The organism is Burkholderia sp. AU19243, from assembly GCF_018148075.1.
Taxonomy (GTDB): Bacteria; Pseudomonadota; Gammaproteobacteria; order Burkholderiales; family Burkholderiaceae; genus Burkholderia; species Burkholderia latens_A.
On the sequence record NZ_JAGSTV010000022.1, the window covers coordinates 1 to 17,816 of the forward strand.

General features: G+C 69.3%; 18 protein-coding genes. 11 read left to right on the forward strand and 7 right to left on the reverse strand.

All coding sequences use genetic code 11. From position 1 onward, the window contains the following. Window positions 1–469 (forward strand): hypothetical protein (locus KDW55_RS27275; protein WP_212198115.1); only part of this gene is annotated, 469 nt, incomplete at its 5' end. 26 nt (window positions 470–495) lie between these two features. Here KDW55_RS27275 and KDW55_RS27280 read toward each other — a convergent pair. Continuing rightward, entirely contained in the window at window positions 496–1,341 is an 846-nt protein-coding gene (locus KDW55_RS27280) for an aldo/keto reductase (protein WP_212161680.1), read from the reverse strand. A gap of 157 nt (window positions 1,342–1,498) precedes the next feature. Between KDW55_RS27280 and KDW55_RS27285 the strand changes: the two genes are divergently transcribed. Next, window positions 1,499–2,245 (forward strand): GntR family transcriptional regulator, encoded by a 747-nt coding sequence (locus KDW55_RS27285; protein WP_040144783.1) that lies wholly within the window; start codon window positions 1,499–1,501, stop codon window positions 2,243–2,245. Window positions 2,246–2,268: 23 nt separating this feature from the next. Here the strand turns inward: KDW55_RS27285 and KDW55_RS27290 are convergent, their stop codons facing one another. Continuing rightward, window positions 2,269–3,660, reverse strand: a complete 1,392-nt coding sequence (locus KDW55_RS27290) for a CoA transferase (protein ID WP_069241675.1) — start codon at window positions 3,658–3,660, stop codon at window positions 2,269–2,271. A gap of 136 nt (window positions 3,661–3,796) precedes the next feature. Here KDW55_RS27290 and KDW55_RS27295 point away from each other — a divergent pair, with 136 nt between their 5' ends. Continuing rightward, window positions 3,797–5,029, forward strand: a complete 1,233-nt coding sequence (locus KDW55_RS27295; protein ID WP_069241676.1) for a citrate/2-methylcitrate synthase — start codon at window positions 3,797–3,799, stop codon at window positions 5,027–5,029. Here the strand turns inward: KDW55_RS27295 and KDW55_RS27300 are convergent. Next, window positions 5,002–5,325 (reverse strand): DUF2917 domain-containing protein, encoded by a 324-nt coding sequence (locus tag KDW55_RS27300; protein WP_040141578.1) that lies wholly within the window; start codon window positions 5,323–5,325, stop codon window positions 5,002–5,004. The genes KDW55_RS27295 and KDW55_RS27300 overlap by 28 nt on opposite strands. Window positions 5,326–5,546: 221 nt before the next feature. Here KDW55_RS27300 and mdtD point away from each other — a divergent pair, with 221 nt between their 5' ends. Both mdtD and KDW55_RS27310 read left to right on the forward strand, forming a co-directional pair. Beyond that, on the forward strand, window positions 5,547–6,986 hold the full coding sequence (gene mdtD / locus KDW55_RS27305) for a multidrug transporter subunit MdtD (protein ID WP_209824544.1): 1,440 nt from the start codon (window positions 5,547–5,549) through the stop codon (window positions 6,984–6,986). Window positions 6,987–7,202: 216 nt separating this feature from the next. Further along, window positions 7,203–8,477, forward strand: coding sequence for an EAL domain-containing protein (locus tag KDW55_RS27310; RefSeq protein WP_040141582.1), 1,275 nt, complete (start codon window positions 7,203–7,205; stop codon window positions 8,475–8,477). 15 nt (window positions 8,478–8,492) lie between these two features. Here the strand turns inward: KDW55_RS27310 and KDW55_RS27315 are convergent, their stop codons facing one another. Together KDW55_RS27315 and KDW55_RS27320 are read right to left on the reverse strand one after the other, a co-directional pair. Further along, the gene (locus KDW55_RS27315) at window positions 8,493–9,116 is read right to left on the reverse strand and encodes a methyltransferase domain-containing protein (RefSeq protein WP_040141583.1); all 624 of its coding nucleotides are present in this window, start codon (window positions 9,114–9,116) and stop codon (window positions 8,493–8,495) included. A 214-nt stretch (window positions 9,117–9,330) separates the two neighbouring features. Beyond that, window positions 9,331–9,855 (reverse strand): Mpo1-like protein, encoded by a 525-nt coding sequence (locus KDW55_RS27320; RefSeq protein WP_212161679.1) that lies wholly within the window; start codon window positions 9,853–9,855, stop codon window positions 9,331–9,333. A gap of 81 nt (window positions 9,856–9,936) precedes the next feature. Here KDW55_RS27320 and KDW55_RS27325 point away from each other — a divergent pair, with 81 nt between their 5' ends. Together KDW55_RS27325 and chrA are read left to right on the forward strand one after the other, a co-directional pair. Beyond that, window positions 9,937–10,644 (forward strand): Crp/Fnr family transcriptional regulator, encoded by a 708-nt coding sequence (locus KDW55_RS27325; RefSeq protein ID WP_040141587.1) that lies wholly within the window; start codon window positions 9,937–9,939, stop codon window positions 10,642–10,644. 127 nt (window positions 10,645–10,771) lie between these two features. Next, window positions 10,772–11,983, forward strand: a complete 1,212-nt coding sequence (chrA, locus tag KDW55_RS27330) for a chromate efflux transporter (RefSeq protein ID WP_069241680.1) — start codon at window positions 10,772–10,774, stop codon at window positions 11,981–11,983. 102 nt (window positions 11,984–12,085) lie between these two features. On the opposite strand, the gene sodB is transcribed toward chrA, so the two are convergent. Continuing rightward, entirely contained in the window at window positions 12,086–12,664 is a 579-nt protein-coding gene (sodB, locus tag KDW55_RS27335; protein ID WP_040141592.1) for a superoxide dismutase [Fe], read from the reverse strand. A 239-nt stretch (window positions 12,665–12,903) separates the two neighbouring features. Next, complete coding sequence (gene xseA / locus KDW55_RS27340) at window positions 12,904–14,286, reverse strand: exodeoxyribonuclease VII large subunit (RefSeq protein WP_040141594.1); 1,383 nt, start codon at window positions 14,284–14,286, stop codon at window positions 12,904–12,906. 450 nt (window positions 14,287–14,736) lie between these two features. Here xseA and lpxK point away from each other — a divergent pair, with 450 nt between their 5' ends. The 4 genes from lpxK (at window position 14,737) to adk (ending at window position 17,721) form a co-directional block, all read left to right on the forward strand. Beyond that, complete coding sequence (lpxK, locus tag KDW55_RS27345; RefSeq protein ID WP_040141598.1) at window positions 14,737–15,765, forward strand: tetraacyldisaccharide 4'-kinase; 1,029 nt, start codon at window positions 14,737–14,739, stop codon at window positions 15,763–15,765. Next, complete coding sequence (locus tag KDW55_RS27350; protein WP_040141600.1) at window positions 15,746–15,946, forward strand: Trm112 family protein; 201 nt, start codon at window positions 15,746–15,748, stop codon at window positions 15,944–15,946. The genes lpxK and KDW55_RS27350 overlap by 20 nt, the downstream gene beginning before the upstream one ends. A 115-nt stretch (window positions 15,947–16,061) precedes the next feature. Further along, window positions 16,062–16,853: a 3-deoxy-manno-octulosonate cytidylyltransferase gene (gene kdsB, locus KDW55_RS27355; protein ID WP_040141603.1), complete on the forward strand. Its 792-nt coding sequence runs from the start codon at window positions 16,062–16,064 to the stop codon at window positions 16,851–16,853. Window positions 16,854–17,058: 205 nt separating this feature from the next. Next, window positions 17,059–17,721 carry an adenylate kinase gene (adk, locus tag KDW55_RS27360; RefSeq protein WP_059547956.1) on the forward strand — a complete coding sequence of 221 codons (663 nt, stop codon included), beginning with the start codon at window positions 17,059–17,061 and terminating at the stop codon, window positions 17,719–17,721. Window positions 17,722–17,816 lie beyond the last annotated feature (95 nt).

Here is a 17,816-nt window from a genome sequence, read left to right on the forward strand (position 1 = left end):
CTCCGGTGGCGGCTCCGGCGGCGGCTCCGGCGGCGGTCACGGTGGCGGCTCCGGTGGCGGCTCCGGTGGCGGCTCCGGTGGCGGCTCCGGTGGCGGTTCCGGTGGCGGCTCCGGTGGCGGTTCCGGCGGTGGCTCCGGCGGTGGTTCGGGTGGCGGCTCCGGCGGTGGTTCCGGCGGTGGTTCGGGTGGCGGCTCCGGCGGCGGCTCCGGCGGCGGTTCCGGCGGCGGTTCCGGCGGCGGTTCCGGCGGCGGTTCCGGCGGCGGTTCCGGCGGCGGTTCCGGCGGCGGTTCCGGCGGCGGTTCCGGCGGCGGCTCCGGCGGCGGCGGTCATGGCACCGGCGGCCACGGTAACGGTGGTGGCAATGGCAGCGGCAACGGGAGCGGCGGCGCCGGCAACGGTGGCGCCAACGGCGTCGGCAATGGCAACGGTAGCGGCAGCGCCGGCGGTAACGGCGGCCATGGCCACTGACCGACGCACCGCCTGACCCGATGCTGTCAGAGCATTTCGAGCGCGCGCTTGCTGCGCGGCGGACGGAAGTACCCGTCCAGCTGCGCGCGCTCGTCATCACTGAGCACGACGTCGAGCGCCGCGCGGTTGTCGCGGACGTGCTCGATTCGCGATGCCTTCGGAATCGCGAACACGTGCGGCTGCGCCAGCACCCACGCGAGTGCGACACGCATGACCGAAACGCCTCGCTGACGCGCGATTTCATCAAGCGGCGAACGCTGCGGCAGCCGCCCGTGGTCCACAGGACTGTAGGCCATCGCCGGGATGCGGTGATCGGCAAGCCACGGCAGCAGGTCGAATTCCGGGCCGCGGCGCGCGAGGTTGTAGAGGATCTGGTTGGTCGCACACGCACCACCACCCGCTTCGTCGACGAGTTCGACCATATCGGCCGTGTCGAAATTGCTGACGCCCCAGTGACGGATCTTGCCGGCACGCCGCAGCGACTCGAAGCCTTCGACCGTCTCCTCCAGCGCCACCGAGCCGCGCCAGTGCAGCAGATACAGATCGATGCGATCGGTGCGCAGGCGCTTGAGGCTCGCGTCGCACGCGGCGACCACGCCGCGCCGGCTCGCATGATGCGGATAGACCTTGCTGACGACGAACACGTCGTCGCGCAGGCCGCTCAACGCTTCGCCGACGAGTTCCTCGGTCGCGCCGTCGCCGTACATCTCGGCGGTATCGACGAGCGTCATCCCGAGCGCGATCCCTTCGCGCAGTGCGGCGATTTCGTCCGCGCGCCGCGCAGGCCGCTCACCCATTTCCCAAGTCCCGAGGCCAAGCTTCGGAATCGTTTCGCCGTCCGGCAGGACGACCGTGGCGATCGTGTCTGTCATGCGCTCCTCACGTCGGATAGACGGCCGCGCACCGCGGCCGAAGCATGGGCCAGTGTAGTCAATCGGGGCGCTGCCCGCCTATCGCACGGCAAAAACCGGCTATAACGGCGCCGTGTGATGACTTAGAATGGCCGGCAACCTGATCGATACCCATTCCATGAAGGCACCCACGGACGACCGCTGGCAGGACCTGCGCCCCGACCCCGACAACGACACGCCGCTCTATCTGCAGCTCGCGCGCAAGCTCGGCGACGCGATCCACGACAATCGCTGGGCAGCCGGCGAGGCGCTGCCGTCCGAACGCGTACTGTCCGAAGCGCTCGGCGTGTCGCGCATTACCGCACGCAAGGCGATCGCGCTGCTCGTCGAGCAAGGCCTGATCCGCCGCACGCAAGGCGCGGGCAATTTCATCCAGCCGCGCTACGAGGATCCGCTGTCGCGCCTGTCGAGCTTCAGCGAGATGCTCGAGCGGCGTGGCTTCAAGCCGAGTTCGCAATGGCTCGAACGCGAGATCCAGCCGGCGAACCGCGACGAAGTAATTCAACTCGGCCTGTCGCCGGCAGCATCCGTTACACGGCTGAAGCGCCTGCGCCTCGCCGACGGCATCGTGATGGCGGTGGAGAACTCGACGTTCCCCGCCACCCTCATTCCCGATCCGCAGGCAATCGCCGGTTCGCTGTACAGCTATCTCGAAGCGCGCGGCACGCCGATCGTACGCGCGCTGCAGCATTTCCGCGCAGTCAATGCAACCGACGAGATCGCGCAGCAGATGGGCATCGCACCGCACGACGCGTTGCTGCTGATCACGCGGATCGGCTATACGGCCGACCAGCGCGCGATCGAGCTCACCGACACCTACTGCCGCAACGACTACTACGATTTCGTCGTCGAACTGCGCAAGTAGCGCGCGCTGCCAGGCGGCCCCGCCTACAGCCAGCGCGCAGCGTCGGTGCCGAGCGGCACGGGCGGCCGCACGAATCGCGCCGGGGTTGCCGACAGGCGCTCGGCCGCACGCACGGCATCGATCATGCCGAACGGCGATGCGGTCCGGTCGAGCCGGTCCCGCACGTCGTCAGCCGTGAAATCCGCTGCGTGCAGGCCGTCCGGTACCGCACCGAACGATTGCAGCCAGCGCCCCGTCTGCGCGAGCGACAGGCGCACATGCCAGCTGCCTCCTTCCGTCGCGCGGCGCGCGAGCGCGATCATCGCGCCGAACGCCGCGAGATAGCCCGTCGCATGATCGAGCGCCTGGCAAGGCAGATGGCGCGGGCCGTCCGCGTGCGCAGCGTGCTGCTCCTGCCACGCGATGCCGCTCGCCGACTGCACGAGGCTGTCGAAGCCGCGCCGCATCGCCCATGGCCCCGCGTGGCCATACGCAGACACCGACACGCATACGATGCCCGGCCGCAACTCGGCGAGCGCCTGCGGCGAGAATCCGCGCGCCGCGAGCGCGCCGGGACGGTACGCCTGCAGGAACACGTCCGCGCCGCGTGCAAGTTCGCGCAATGCGGCGATGCCTGCGGCATCGCGCAGGTCGATCCAAGTCGAGCGCTTGCCGCGCCCGTTGTCGATCACGAGCGATGCGATGTTCGGCAGGTGCGGGCCGTTGACGAGCAGCGTCTGCGCACCGTGCGACGCCAGCGTGCGGCCCGCGACCGGCCCCGCGATGATGCGCGTGAGATCGAGCACGCGCACGCCCGCGAGCGGCTGGTCCGGCTCGCCGCGTCCGATCGCCTCGACGGGCGCGTCGCCGATCCGTTCTATCTCGAACAGCGGCAGCGAAGCAAGTGCACGCGCCTGCTCGTGCGCGGCCCATTCTTCAGGGCTTCTGATCAATGCCGCGCAGAGCCCCGCGTCGGCCAGCGCGGTATCGAGTATCGCGCCGTCCCACGTGCGGATCGCCGTCGCAACGTCGTCGCGCTGCGGGCCGCAGCCGAGCACGTCGAGAATTCCGTGCAGGTGATGCGGAAAATTCGCATGCAGCTGGATCCAGCGCCCGTCGCGGGTGTCGTAGAAACCCGTCACCGGATGGCGCGGCTCGGGCGGCGGCCCGCCGTCCACCCGCAGGTAGCGCTCGCTGCGGAATGCGACGAGCGCGTCGCGCACCGACACGTCGACGCGCTGCGCGACACCCGAGCGCAGGCGATGGCATTCGGCCGCCGCAAGGCCGGCCGCGGCGATCGTCGCCGCGGCGAGCGTGCCGACATGGAACGTCGACGGGAGCGTCGGGTCCTGCCCCGTCACGGTCACGCGTGCGAGTGCGCCGGCCTCGCCGCGCGCGAGCTGCCACAAGCGGGTCAATGCGAATTCGGGTGTCATGGTGGATAGCCGTCGTGAACACGCAAACGAGTCTAGAATCCGCTGCACGTGCGATCAATCTTGATCGCGGGAATCAATGCATAACGAATAGTTGTAACCGGGCCGCGCTTCATGCGCCCCGACAGGAGCGATCGGCATGACGTCAGTCAGCGCACCGGAAGCCGCCGGCATTCTTGGTGTCAGCGTGAGCACCCTTTACGCGTACGTGAGCCGTGGCCTGCTGCGCTCGCTGCCCGACGGTGCGAGCAAGCGCCGCCGCTACGACGCGGACGAGGTGCGTCTGCTCGCGCGTCGCCGCGCCGATGCGAAACGCGCGGGCGGCGTCGCCGAACGTTCGCTCGACTGGGGCGTGCCGGTGCTCGAGTCGCGAATCACGCAGATTGCCGACGGCCGCCTGCGCTATCGCGGCGTCGATGCGGTCGTGCTCGCGAACAGTGCGACGCTCGAAGAAACGGCCGCCCGATTATGGGATTGTCCGCCGGCACGGCTCGCGGCGACGTCGCTTGCGGCTGGCGGCTTCGACGCCGCCCAGTGGGGCGACTGGACTCGTCGGTGGATGCATCTGCCACCGCTCGAGCGCGCGCTGGTGCTGCTGCCCGCCGCCGCTGCATCGCTGCCGCGCCTTTGGGCGCTGGAGCGCGATGCGCAGTTCGATACGGCCGCGCTGCTGCTGCGCATAACGGCAGCCGCGCTCGCGGGCGCCGCCCCCGGCAACGCGCCCGTGCATCGGCAACTCGCCGCCGCGTGGCGCATTCGGCGGCGCGACGAAGCGGACCTGCTGCGCCGCGCGCTCGTGCTGTGCGCCGATCACGAACTGAACCCGTCGACCTTTGCGGTGCGCTGCATCGCATCGACCGGCACGCATCTGTTCGGCGCGGTCGCCGGCGGACTCGCGGCGCTGTCGGGCCCGCGTCACGGCGGCGAGACGTTCCGCGCGGGCGCGCTGCTCGACGAAGCGGCGCGCGCCGCCGATCTCGACCGCTATCTCGCGCTGCGCGTCGCGCACGACGAGCGGGCCGACGGTGCGCGCACGGTGCTGTCCGGCTTCGCGCATCCGCTCTATCCCGACGGCGATCCGCGCGCTCGCGCGCTGCTCGATGCGCTGCACGCCGCAGTGCCCGACCGCGCGCCGCTACGCATGGCCCGCGCACTTGCCGTTCGCGTCGAGACGGCGACGGGGCTGCGGCCGACGATCGATTTCGCGCTTGCGGTGCTGGAACGCACGCTCGCGCTGCCGGACGGCGCCGCGTTCACGCTGTTCGCGGCAGGCCGCACAGCCGGCTGGATCGCGCATGCGCTAGAACAATATGCGGACGGCAAGCTGATTCGGCCTCGCGCGCGCTACGTGGGCAGCGTCGCGGCCGCCTGAGGGCGGCCGCCGCGCCACGCGGCGAGCCGGCGCCACGCCGTAGGGGCCACCTGCACGGCCGGCGCCGCCTGCGGGCCGAACGCGAACACCGCGCCGCCCGCAGCCGCGCTGATCCACACGCGCATGCCGGGCTCCAGCAGCAGTGACTCGCCGGCGCGCAGCCAATGATCGTCCGGCCGGCCTTCGACCGTCGCCCACAGGCCGCCGTCCGCGACCTGCAGCACGGTGCGATCGACGATCCGCCAGCGTCCGGCCGGCTCGTTGCCGTCCATCTCGTAGAGTCGCAATTCGCGCATGGCCGCCTCCAGATCGCGTGGGTTCGATGGCACCAGTATTTCGGACGGCGGCAGCAAGCGGACAGATACGCCTTCGAAGACTTTTGGCTGAACTGTACCGGCCCGCGGACGGACGGGCGTCCGCCTGATCGGGTGGGCCGGGGACACGCGGGCGCCCCCCCTCCTGCGCGGCACGGCAGCTTTGCCTACAATGACGGCTGTCTTGCGCCACCGGCCCCGTCATGTTCCAAAGCCCCCCCGCCGCCGCTCCCGGCGAAAAGAACCTCACCGTAATGCTCTGGCTCGTTGCGACGGGCTTCTTCATGCAAACGCTCGACGCGACGATCGTCAACACGGCACTGCCGTCGATGGCCGTGAGCCTCGGCGAATCGCCACTGCGAATGCAGTCGGTCGTGATCGCATACTCGCTGACGATGGCGGTGATGATCCCGGTGTCGGGCTGGCTCGCCGACACCTTCGGCACGCGGCGCGTGTTCTTCAGCGCGATCCTGGTGTTCTCGCTCGGTTCGCTGCTGTGTGCGAACGCGCATACGCTGCAACAGCTCGTCGCGTTCCGCGTCGTGCAGGGCGTCGGCGGCGCGATGCTGCTGCCGGTCGGACGGCTCGCCGTGCTACGCACGTTTCCGGCGGAACGCTATCTGCCCGCGCTGTCGTTCGTCGCGATACCCGGGCTGATCGGACCGCTGATCGGGCCGACGCTCGGCGGCTGGCTCGTGAAGATCGCGTCATGGCACTGGATTTTCCTGATCAACGTGCCGGTCGGCATCGCCGGCTGCGTCGCGACTTTCTACTCGATGCCGGACGCGCGCAATCCGGCCGTCGGCCGCTTCGACATCAAGGGCTATCTGCTGCTGACGATCGGGATGGTGGCGATCTCGCTGTCGCTCGACGGCCTCGCCGATCTCGGAATGCAGCACGCGGCCGTGCTCGTGCTGCTGATCCTGAGCCTCGCGTGCTTCGTCGCATACGGGCTGTACGCGGTGCGTGCGCCGCAGCCGATCTTCTCGCTCGAGCTGTTCAAGATCCACACGTTCAGCGTGGGGCTGCTCGGCAACCTGTTCGCGCGGATCGGCAGCGGCGCGATGCCGTACCTGATTCCGCTGCTGCTGCAGGTGAGCCTCGGCTATTCGGCGTTCGAGGCGGGACTGATGATGCTGCCGGTCGCGGCGGCCGGGATGTTCTCGAAGCGGATCATCACGCACCTGATCACCCGGCACGGCTACCGGAAGGTGCTGCTCGCGAACACGATCATGGTCGGCGTGATGATGGCGAGCTTCGCGCTGATGCGCGACACGGTGCCGGTCTGGGTAAAGGTCGTCCACCTCGCGCTGTTCGGCGGCTTCAACTCGATGCAGTTCACCGCGATGAACACGCTGACGCTGAAGGATCTCGGCACGGGCGGCGCGAGCAGCGGCAACAGCCTGTTCTCGCTCGTGCAAATGCTGTCGATGAGCCTCGGCGTCACGGTCGCGGGCGCACTGCTGGCGACTTTCACCGGCATGCTGCGCACGGTTACGCCGAGCAACACGCTGCCCGCATTCCACGCGACCTTCATCTGCGTCGGGATCATCACGGCAGCGTCCGCGTGGATCTTCGCACAGCTCGCGCCCGAGATCCGCGGCCGCGCGCAGCAGAAGACCGATCCTTCCGAACGCGCATGACCCCGGCATGCACGTAATGTGCGCGATGCGCGCCGGTGCAGCGGCCACGGCGGCGCGGCGCGGCGCGCACCATGTCGGTGCAGCGGCGCTGCGCCGCGCGGCGCTTCGGCGGACGGGGGACGGCTGCGGCGGGCAGCCGCACGCGATACGCTGCCGTGCATGCTTCTTGCTGGCCTATTCTGTAGGTAAACTTGCAGTATTCCTTCGGCCGACATCATGAGCATGATCGACATCGATCCCCCCGGCTTCCAGCCGCCCCGCCCCGTCGCGGGCGACGACGGCAAGCGGCGCACCGTGCTGTACGGCGCATACACCGTGTTCAGCGTGTTTCAGCCCGTTTTCTCGGTGTCGCACCGCCGCGCGATCGGCTACCACGCGTCGCTGCGCGCGCACGACGAGGACGGCCGCCAGGTCGCGTCGCACGAGGTATTCACGCAGGCGGCGCGGCGCGGCGACCTGCTCGAACTCGGCAGGCTCGCCGAATCGCTGCATCTCGGCAACTTCCATGCGTTCGACAGCCACGACGAATGGCTCTTCCTGAGCCTGCACCCGGCCGCGCTGATGGACACCGTCTACGGCGATGCGCTGCTCGCCAACCTCAAGGCACTCGGCCTGCCGCCGCATCGCGTGGTCCTCGAGGTGCCCGAACAGGCGGGCGGCGAAACGCCGCGCTATGCAGCGATCGTCGACGGGCTGCGCAAGGCCGGCTTCCTGATCGCGCTTGGCGGCTTCGGTGCGAAGCACTCGAACATCGACCGCGTGTGGCACCTGCACCCCGACATCGTCACGCTCGACCGCGGGATTCTCGCGCAGGCGAGCGAGCACTCACATCTGGAGCGCGTGCTGCCGGGGCTCGTGTCGCTGCTGCACGAATCCGGCCAACTCGTGCTGATGGGCGGCCTGTCGACCGAGCGCGACGCGCTGATCGCGCTCGAATGCGACGTCGATTTCGTGCAAGGGCAGTATTTTGCGGGGCCGAGCGTCGACCCGGTGCAACCGCAGGCGGCCGCGGGTTGCATGGATACGCTGTCGGCCGCGTTGCGGCTGCGTGTCGCGCAGCGCGAACGCACGCAGGCCGAACGCCTCGCGCCGTATGTTGCCGCGCTGGAGGAAGCGAGCCAGAAGCTCGCGGCCGGAGAAACGCTGATCGACGCCGCCGGCGCCGTGCTCGGCTTGCCGGAAACCGCGCGCTGCTTCCTGCTCGATGCATCGGGCCGCCAGATCGGCGACAACGTGCTCGCGCGCGGCAGCGTATCGCAGCGGGCGAAGCGCTTTCGACCGCTGCTGCACTCGGAAGGCGCGAGCTGGGAACGCCGGCCTTACTTCATTCACGCAATGCGCGCGCCGGGCCGCGTGCACCTGACGCCGCCGTACCTGTCGATCAACGAGGCGCATCTGTGCGTGACCGCGTCGATCGCCGCGCCGGCCGCGGCCGGCATGCAGGTGCTGTGCGTGGACATCAACTGGGAAGCGGCGCTCAGCCGCGAATGAAGCCCCGCGCCGCGCTCACGCGGCGCCCGCTGCGGCCGGGGTGGCGTCGTCGCGACGCGCGATCAGCCGATGCACGCGCTTGCCGGACGCGGCGCTGACCACCTCATGTTCGTCGATCACGCGGATGCCGGGACCAAGCGCCGCACGCATGCGCGCCGCATCGAGCGGCGTGTACAAGCGGCCGCGCTCGTCGCGCAGCGTGCCGTTTCCGCCGACGCGCCAGCTCAGGTACAGCGTGCCGCCCGGCATCAGCAGCGCGGCGAGCCGGGCCGCCGCCGCAGCCGCATCGGCAGGCTCCAGGTGCATCACGACCGTCTCGCACAGTACGTTCCGGAATGCGCCGGACGGCACGCCGGCCAGCGCCGGCAACGCGGCCAGCTCGAACGTGAGCGACGGGTGCCGCAAGCGCGCCTCGGCGAGCAGCGCGGCGCTCGCGTCGTAGCCGCGCACGTCGAATCCCTGCGACGCAAGCCACGCTGTGTCGCGCCCCGCGCCGCAGCCGACGTCGGCCGTCGGCCCGGGAGAGAAATGCTGCTCGAGCAGCGCATACATGTCGTCGGGGGCGGCCTGGTCGAGCCAGTCCTGCGCGTATTGCGCGGCATGGGCTTCGTAGGCATCGAGGGTCAGGCGATCTGCCATGGCGGTTACTCCGCGGATGTGTACGTCGAATGACGCACCCCGCATCTTAGCCGTTGCGCGTCGCGCGTGGTGCGGCGCGCCGCACGCCGGCCAGGCCGCCGCCGCATCGTCACGCGCCGATTGACCACAACGAGCACGAGCCCCGGCCGGCCGCGGCGGCGCCCGACATCAACCGGTTCACAGGAATCGCGTGCCGTACGCCCCGGCCGGCGCGTCACACATGCGAATGCGCGCCGCCGCGCACGGGGCCCGCGCGCCGCTCGACTTCGCGACGCACGTCGCCGCGCAGGCCTGCGAAGAACGCAACTTCGGCAACGACGAACAGCGGCCCGACCATCAGGCCGACCAGGTCGTCGACGAACGCCGGCTTGCGTCCCTCGAACCAGTGCCCGACGAACTGCACGACCCAGCCGACCACGAACGCGCCGATGCCGATTGCGAGCCATTGCGCGGTCGGCCGCAGCGCGAGCGTCTGCGCGGCCCACAGCCCGAGCGCGAACAGCGCGGTCATCACGACGCCGAAACGCAGGTCCAACCGCAGGTAGAACACCGAGAACGCGGCGGCGAGCACGAGCGTCGGCGACAGCGCGACGCCGGCCAGCGTACCGAGCGCCGGCCGCGACAGCAGCACCTCGACCGCGAACACGATCATCGGGATGCCGACCAGATGCGTCGCGATGTTGCGCGCGTCGCGATGGTAAGCCGCATACTGGGAAAGGTGATCTTCGAGCGTTTTCATCGCGTCTCCTGGACGATCATTGAGCGCTATCATGCGCGTCAAACCCGAGAACCTCTGTCAGCTACCCGACATCGCCTGCCCATGCCGTCGCAGCTTGCCCCCTACTTGCCGGAGATCGAAGCGAGCCCGTGGTTCGCCGCGCTACCGTCCGCGTTGCGCGACGCCTTGCTCGCCCGCGCGACGTTGCGGCGCCTGCCCGCCGGCCACGCGCTGTTCCGGCGCGGCGATCCGCCGTGCGGGCTGTATGCGGTGCTGGCCGGTTCCGTGACGATAGGCGCGGTCGATCCGCAAGGCAAGGAAGCGCTGCTGACGGTTGCCGAACCCGTCACGTGGTTCGGCGAGATCGCGCTGTTCGACGGCCAGCCGCGCACGCACGATGCGATCGCGCTCGACGACACGCTGCTGTTGCACGTGCCGCAGGCCGAGTTGCTCGCGATGCTCGACGCGACACCGCAATATTGGCGGCAGTTCGCGCTGCTGATGGCGCAAAAGCTGCGTCTCAGCTTCCTGACCGTCGAATCGATGAGCGTGATGCCCGCCGCGCAACGGCTCGCCGCGCGGCTGCTGATGATCGCCGACGGATATGGCGGGATCAGCGCCGGCCGCACCCGTATTCGGCTGTCGCAGGAGAAGCTCGCGGCGATGCTGTCGCTGACGCGGCAGACCGCCAACCAGTTGCTGAAGGCGCTGGAGGCAGACGGCGTCGTGCGCTTGCACGTCGGCGAGATCGAACTCGTCGACGTCGACGCACTGCGCCGCGCGAGCGGGTTGCCCGATCGCACGAGCTGACGCAGCACCAATTACGCGCCAACGTCGCGAATACAACGGCGCTGCAACGCCGGGTTTGCGCCGTCATCGCATCGCGCTATCGTGACGGCTCGCACCGCTTTCCTCAGGCCCTTTCCTGCACACGCACTTGAGCACATCGACTGTCACCGCTCCTTCCCGCCATGCATGGCCCGTGTTCGTCGCGTTCCTGCGGCTCGGGCTCACGTCGTTCGGCGGCCCCGTCGCGCATCTCGGCTATTTCCGCGATGCGTTCGTCACGCGTCGCGGCTGGCTGACCGAACGCGCATACGCGGATCTCGTCGGGCTGTGCCAGTTCCTGCCTGGGCCGGCGAGCAGCCAGGTCGGAATGGCAATCGGTCTTTCGCGCGCCGGCTACGCGGGCATGCTCGCCGCATGGCTCGGCTTCACGCTGCCGTCGGCGCTGCTGATGATGCTGTTTGCGATCGGCGTGCATGCGACGGGCATGCCGGTGGCAGCCGGCGCGCTGCACGGGCTGAGGATCGTGTCGGTCGCGGTGATCGCGCAGGCGGTATGGGGGATGGCGCGCACACTGTGCCCCGATGCCCGCCGCGTGACGCTGATGGCGATCGCGGCGTGCATCGCGCTGCTCGTGCCGGCCGCGTGGCTGCAGGTCGTCGTGATTGTCGCGGCCGGCGCAGCCGGCCTCATGCTGTTGCCGCGGCTCGCGAGCGGCGCGCACGATCCGTTGCCGCTGCATGTGTCGCACCGCGCGGGCGTGCTGTGGCTCGCGTTGTTCGCCGCGCTGATCGTCGCGCTGCCGATCGCCGCGGCTGCGCTTCATTCGCATGCGCTCGCCGTCGTCGACGCGTTCTTCCGCACCGGGGCGCTCGTGTTCGGCGGCGGACACGTGGTGCTGCCGCTGCTGCAGGCCGCGGTCGTCACGCCCGGCTGGATCGGCGATTCGGCGTTCCTCGCCGGCTACGGCGTCGCGCAGGCCGTGCCGGGGCCGCTGTTCACGTTCTCCGCGTTCCTCGGTGCGTCGCTGCGCGATGCGCCGAACGGCTGGATCGGCGGGACGATCGCGCTCGTGTCGATCTTCGCGCCGTCGTTTCTGCTCGTTGCGGGCACCGCGCCGTTCTGGGAACGCTTGCGCCGAAGCGCGCGCATGCAGGCAGCGCTCGCGGGCGTGAATGCAGCCGTCGTCGGACTGCTGCTCGCCGCGCTCTATTACCCGGTGTGGAGCGAGACGATCGTCGCGCCGAGTGATTTCGCGGCGGCGCTCGTCGCATTCGTTGCGCTCGTGTTCTGGCGCGTGCCGCCATGGGCCGTCGTGATCGCAAGCGCGGCGCTCGGGTGGGCGTCGACGATGATCGCGTGATCCGGCAATCGTCGCCGCGGCGGGCAAAAACAAAAAAGCCCTCGAAATGAGGGCTTTTTCTCGACGCGCTGCGCGCCGCGGCGGCGCGCAGCGCGCGTGGACTTACGCGAAGTTCTTCGCTGCGAAGTCCCAGTTCACGATGTTCCAGAACGCTTCGACGAACTTCGGACGTGCGTTGCGGTAGTCGATGTAGTAAGCGTGTTCCCACACGTCGATCGTCAGCAGCGGCTTGTCGGCCGTCGTCAGCGGCGTGGCGGCGTTGCTGGTCGACACGATGTCGAGCGAGCCGTCGGCCTTTTTCACGAGCCATGCCCAGCCCGAACCGAACGTGCCGACTGCTGCCTTCGTGAACGCTTCCTTGAACGCGTCGTACGAACCCCACTTCGCGTTGATCGCGTCGCCCAGCGCGCCCGACGGTGCGCCGCCGCCGTTCGGCGACAGGCTGTTCCAGAAGAACGTGTGATTCCAGATTTGCGCGGCGTTGTTGAAGATGCCGCCCGACGACTTCTTGATGATCTCTTCCAGCGACAGGTTTTCGAATTCCGTGCCCGGGATCAGATTGTTCAGGTTCGTCACATAAGCCTGGTGATGCTTGCCGTAGTGGTACTCGATCGTCTCTTTCGAGATGGTCGGCGCGAGTGCGTCTTCAGCGTACGGGAGCGGCGGGAGCGTATGAGCCATGGCGATTCCTTCGTTGAGTATGTAGGGAGGCTGTGTTGAATGCTGCCGAGCGTCCGATTGTAGGCGACTCCGAATATCCCCGCAAACTCACGGGTATTTATCCGCGGTATGCAGAAAATCGGTGCTGGCGCTTCACCCGACAGGACGACACGGCCGCGCGCAGCATCCATTCCCGGGCGCGCCGCGACGCGCCGGTGGGCGGCCGCGCGCGCGACCTTCGTTTCGCTTACGCGGTGTCGTCAGATCGTATCGGTCAGGCGCGGCTGCACGTCGGCGAGCGACACGTCGGCCGAGCCTTCGGCGAGATGGACGGTCAGCCGGCGCTGCGGCTTCAGCGCGCTCGGCGCCCGCACCGCTCGGCCGGTCTGCGTGTCGATCAGCGCCGCATAGCCGCGCTCGAGCGTGCGCTGCGGGCTCAGCACCTCGAGCCGAGCCGCGCACGCCGACACACGCGCGGTGTCGCGCTCGTGACGGCGCTGCAGCGCGAGCGCAAGACGTTGCGACAGCCCGGCGAGTGCATGCCGCGCCTGCGTCGGGTCGGGCCGCGCGCGCTGCCAGCGCAATTGCGCGAGCGCAAAACGCGCACGCGCATCGCGCACCGGCCGCGACGCCGCCGACGCGAGCCGCACCGCGAGCTGCTCGACGTGAACGCGCTGCCGCTTCAGCCGTTCGCCCGGGCTGACGAGCCGGCGCGCGAGCCAGTCGAGCTGCTGCGCACGCTGCTCGAGCCCGCGCTCCAGACAGCGCGCCAGGGCGCGCTGACGATCGCCGAGCTCGCGCAGCAGCAAGGCGCGCTGCGGGCTCGCGAGCTCCGCTGCGCCGGTGGGCGTCGGCGCGCGCAAGTCGGCTGCGAAATCCGCGATCGTGAAATCGGTTTCGTGGCCGACACCGCTGACGACCGGCAGTTCGCTCGCCGCGATCGCACGCGCCAGCGCTTCGTCGTTGAACGACCACAGATCTTCGATCGACCCGCCGCCGCGACAGACGAGCAGCACGTCGACCTCGCGCCGCGCGTTCGCCGTCTGCACCGCAGCGACGAGTTTCTCCGCCGAGCCGGCCCCCTGCACGGGCGCGGGATAGACGACCACCGGAATGTGCGGCGCGCGGCGTGCGAGCGTGGTCAGCACGTCGCGCAGCGCGGCGGCCTGCAGCGACGTGACGATGCCGATTGCGCGCGGATGGGCCGGCAGCGGCCGCTTGCGTTCGGGCGCAAAGAGTCCTTCGGCCTCGAGCTGCGCCTTCAGGCGGAGGAATGCCTCGTACAGACGCCCCTGACCGGTGCGCCGCACGGCCTCGACGTTGAGCTGCACTTCGCCGCGCGGCTCGTACATCGTGACGACTGCGCGCACCTCGATCCGGTCGCCTTCGCGCGGCGTGAATTCCGCATACTGCGCACGGCCGCGAAACATCACGCAACGCATCTGCGCCTGCTGGTCCTTGATCGAGAAGTACCAGTGACCGCTCGCGGCGCGCGTGAAATTCGACACTTCACCCGAGATCCACAGCAGCGGAAACGAGCGCTCGAGCATCGACGAAATCGCGCGATTGAGCGCCGAAACGGGAATCACTTCGTCACCGCCGCGGGTCGCGCCGGGAGCGGAAAAGGGAGAGTCGGAAAGCATGGGCGGTCGAATGAATGCTGGCGGCGACACGATAGTCCGACGCGCGCGCGGCGTCCAGCGCCGACGTTCGGGCGTTGCTGCACCCGGAATGTGTCCACACTCTGTCAATCGTCCAGCAAAAACCTTGGAAAACCGCGGGAAAATCCAGACGATTCCCCATAACACATTGATTTCAATGAACTTTTAAACCTTACGGCATTCTTCACTTCCGACACGATGTCCGTCCGGCGGGCATCTGGCGCTCACGGGCGCGGAGTTTTTCACAGAGTTATCCACAGTGCGCGCCGATCCGGCCCCTTCGTCGTTGTCACGGAGGCCGCTTGCCGCGCCCGCGTGCGGCACGCTAGAGTGCCGCCTTCCGAACACCTTGCGGCAAGTGCCGCCCAACGGAGAATCCGTGTTGACGAATCCGTCCCACGTCGCGGCGCACGGCGCGCCGCGTCCGGCCCGATGAGCGCGCCCGGCGGCCCGCTCGCGCGCCTCGAAGCGCGGCTCACGCGCGAATGGCAGCGGCGCGGTGCGCTCGCATGGGCGCTCACGCCGCTCGCGTGCGTGTTCGGCGCGTGCGCGGCGCTGCGCCGCGCCGCGTACGCGCAAGGCTGGAAAAAGCCGGTCGACGTCGGCGTGCCCGTCGTCGTGGTCGGCAACGTGACCGTCGGCGGCACCGGCAAGACCCCGACCGTGATCGCGCTCGTCGATGCGTTGCGCGCGGCCGGCTTCACGCCGGGCGTCGTATCGCGCGGTTACGGCGCGAACGTGCAGGCACCGACCGCGGTCACGCCGGCATCGCGCGCGAGCGCGGCCGGTGACGAGCCGCTGCTGATCGCGCGCCGCACCGGTGCGCCGGTGTGGGTGTGCCCGGACCGCGTCGCCGCCGCGCAGGCGCTGCGTGCCGCGCATCCGAACGTCGACGTGATCGTCAGCGACGACGGCCTGCAGCACTATCGCCTCGCGCGCACCGTCGAGCTCGTCGTGTTCGATCACCGGCTCGGCGGCAACGGCTTCCTGCTGCCCGCGGGCCCGCTGCGCGAGCCGCTGTCGCGCCGTCGCGACGCGACGCTCGTCAACGATCCGTACAGCGGCGCACTGCCGCCGTGGCCCGACACCTACGCGCTCGCGCTGACGCCGGGCGCCGCATGGCATCTCGACCAGCCGGCGCTGCGCCGCCCGCTGTCGCAGTTCGCGAACGAGCGCGTGCTCGCCGCGGCGGGGATCGGCGCGCCGGAACGCTTCTTCGCGACATTGCGCGCGGCCGGCCTGGCGCCGGCGACCCGCGCGCTGCCCGACCATTACGCGTTCGCCGACAATCCGTTCGTCGACGACGCGGTCGACGCGATCCTGATCACCGAGAAGGATGCAGTAAAATTGGGCGCTTCCTGGCGCGATGCTCGGCTGTGGGTCGTCCCCGTCGAAGCCGCGCTCGATCCTCGCCTCATTGCCCTCGTTGTGGAGAAACTCCGTGGACGCTCGCCTGCTTGAAATCCTTGTGTGCCCTATCTGCAAAGGCCCGCTCCACCATGACCGCGCCGCGCAGGAGCTGATCTGCAACGCGGACAAGCTCGCGTATCCGATCCGCGACGGCATCCCCGTGATGCTCGTCGACGAAGCGCGGCAGACCGTCGAAGGCACGCCGGTCGATCCGGCCGGTCCGGCCAGCTGAACGCCGCCGCACCGGCGCATGGCCTCGGGATTTCCGCGGCCGCGCCGGGCGCGCCAAACGTGCCGGCCGCTCAAACCGCCGGCCTCGTCCCTGCCTTTCCCCCCGCCCAGTCCAGATGACTCATTCGCAACCCTTCATCGCCGTCATTCCTGCCCGGCTCGCGTCGACGCGCTTGCCGAACAAGCCGCTCGCCGATCTCGGCGGCAAGCCGATGGTCGTGCGCGTCGCCGAGCGCGCGCGCGAAGCGGGTGCGCAGCAGGTGCTCGTCGCATCCGACGCACAGAGCGTGCTCGATGCGGCACGCGAGCACGGCTTTGACGCGGTGCTCACGCGCGCCGACCATCCGTCCGGCACCGACCGGCTCGCGGAAGTCGCCGCGACGTTCGGGTGGAGCGACGACACCGTCGTCGTCAACGTGCAGGGCGACGAACCGCTGATCGACCCCGAACTGGTGCGCGACGTAGCGTCGCACCTCGCCGCGCATCCGGACTGCGCGATCGCGACCGCCGCGCATCCAATCCATGACGCGGCCGACGTGTTCAACCCGAACATCGTGAAGGTCGCGCTCGACGCGCGCAACGTCGCGATGTACTTCTCGCGCGCGCCGATTCCGTGGAGCCGCGACGCGTACCAGCCGCACTGGCCCGACGTCGCATCGATGCCCGCACCGGCGTTTCCGGTCCATCGCCACATCGGCCTCTATGCGTATCGCGCGCGTTTCCTGCGCACGTATCCGTCGCTCGCGCAGGCTCCGATCGAGCAGGCCGAGCAGCTCGAGCAGCTGCGCGCGATGTGGCACGGCGAACGCATCGCGGTGCGGATCACCGAGCATGCGCCCGAAGCGGGGATCGACACGCCGGCTGATCTCGCTCGCGTGCAGGCCCTTTTTCGGCCGGGTTCAAAATAACCCGTGGCATAATCAGGCGATTGTGCGAGCCGTCCGCGACCCGCGCGTTCTCGCTTGACCCGCCACGGCCCGCCCCGGCAGCCGCGCGCCGCTTTTCGCCGCGCGCCGCGTCAGACCGGTGCGCCGCGCGGCAGACAAGCCCCGCGCACGCTGTCGCCGACGCTTTGCGTCTCGCCAGACGAATCTACATACTGGAGATATCACCATGCGTTTGATCCTGTTGGGCGCGCCCGGCGCGGGAAAGGGCACCCAGGCAAACTTCATCAAGGAAAAGTTCGGCATCCCGCAGATCTCGACCGGCGACATGCTGCGCGCGGCCGTCAAGGCAGGCTCGCCGCTCGGCGTCGAGGCAAAGGGCTACATGGACGCCGGCAAGCTCGTGCCGGACGCGCTGATCATCGGGCTCGTGAAGGAGCGCCTGAAAGAAGCCGACTGTGCGAACGGCTATCTGTTCGACGGTTTCCCGCGCACGATCGCGCAGGCTGACGCGATGAAGGAAGCAGGCGTCGCGATCGACTACGTGCTCGAAATCGACGTCCCGTTCTCGGAGATCATCGAGCGCATGAGCGGCCGTCGCACGCACCCGGCATCGGGCCGCACGTATCACGTGAAGTTCAACCCGCCGAAGGTCGAGGGCAAGGACGACGTGACGGGCGAACCGCTGATCCAGCGCGACGACGACAAGGAAGAAACCGTCAAGAAGCGTCTCGAGGTGTACGAGGCGCAAACCAAGCCGCTGATCACGTACTACGGCGACTGGGCGCAGCGCGGCGAGGAAAACGGGCTGAAGGCCCCGCAGTATCGCAAGATCTCCGGCCTCGGCACCGTGGACGAAATCCGCGAGCGTGCGTTCGACGCACTGAAGTAAGCACCGACGCACCGCGTCGTGCACGCGCGAGCCGCCCTTGCCGGGCGGCTTTTTTTCGTCCACTCGATCCGATTCGCGCGGCAGGATTCGCATCG

Coding starts and splice junctions, on each gene's coding strand:
- sodB (WP_040141592.1), bottom strand. CDS start 12,664: ATGGCTCATACGCTCCCGCCGCTCCCGTACGCTGAAGACGCACTCGCG.
- KDW55_RS27290 (WP_069241675.1), bottom strand. CDS start 3,660: ATGACACCCGAATTCGCATTGACCCGCTTGTGGCAGCTCGCGCGCGGC.
- KDW55_RS27315 (WP_040141583.1), bottom strand. CDS start 9,116: ATGGCAGATCGCCTGACCCTCGATGCCTACGAAGCCCATGCCGCGCAA.
- KDW55_RS27300 (WP_040141578.1), bottom strand. CDS start 5,325: ATGCGCGAATTGCGACTCTACGAGATGGACGGCAACGAGCCGGCCGGA.
- KDW55_RS27295 (WP_069241676.1), top strand. CDS start 3,797: ATGACGTCAGTCAGCGCACCGGAAGCCGCCGGCATTCTTGGTGTCAGC.
- lpxK (WP_040141598.1), top strand. CDS start 14,737: ATGAGCGCGCCCGGCGGCCCGCTCGCGCGCCTCGAAGCGCGGCTCACG.
- KDW55_RS27320 (WP_212161679.1), bottom strand. CDS start 9,855: ATGAAAACGCTCGAAGATCACCTTTCCCAGTATGCGGCTTACCATCGC.
- xseA (WP_040141594.1), bottom strand. CDS start 14,286: ATGCTTTCCGACTCTCCCTTTTCCGCTCCCGGCGCGACCCGCGGCGGT.
- adk (WP_059547956.1), top strand. CDS start 17,059: ATGCGTTTGATCCTGTTGGGCGCGCCCGGCGCGGGAAAGGGCACCCAG.
- KDW55_RS27310 (WP_040141582.1), top strand. CDS start 7,203: ATGAGCATGATCGACATCGATCCCCCCGGCTTCCAGCCGCCCCGCCCC.
- KDW55_RS27285 (WP_040144783.1), top strand. CDS start 1,499: ATGAAGGCACCCACGGACGACCGCTGGCAGGACCTGCGCCCCGACCCC.
- mdtD (WP_209824544.1), top strand. CDS start 5,547: ATGTTCCAAAGCCCCCCCGCCGCCGCTCCCGGCGAAAAGAACCTCACC.
- KDW55_RS27280 (WP_212161680.1), bottom strand. CDS start 1,341: ATGACAGACACGATCGCCACGGTCGTCCTGCCGGACGGCGAAACGATT.
- kdsB (WP_040141603.1), top strand. CDS start 16,062: ATGACTCATTCGCAACCCTTCATCGCCGTCATTCCTGCCCGGCTCGCG.
- KDW55_RS27325 (WP_040141587.1), top strand. CDS start 9,937: ATGCCGTCGCAGCTTGCCCCCTACTTGCCGGAGATCGAAGCGAGCCCG.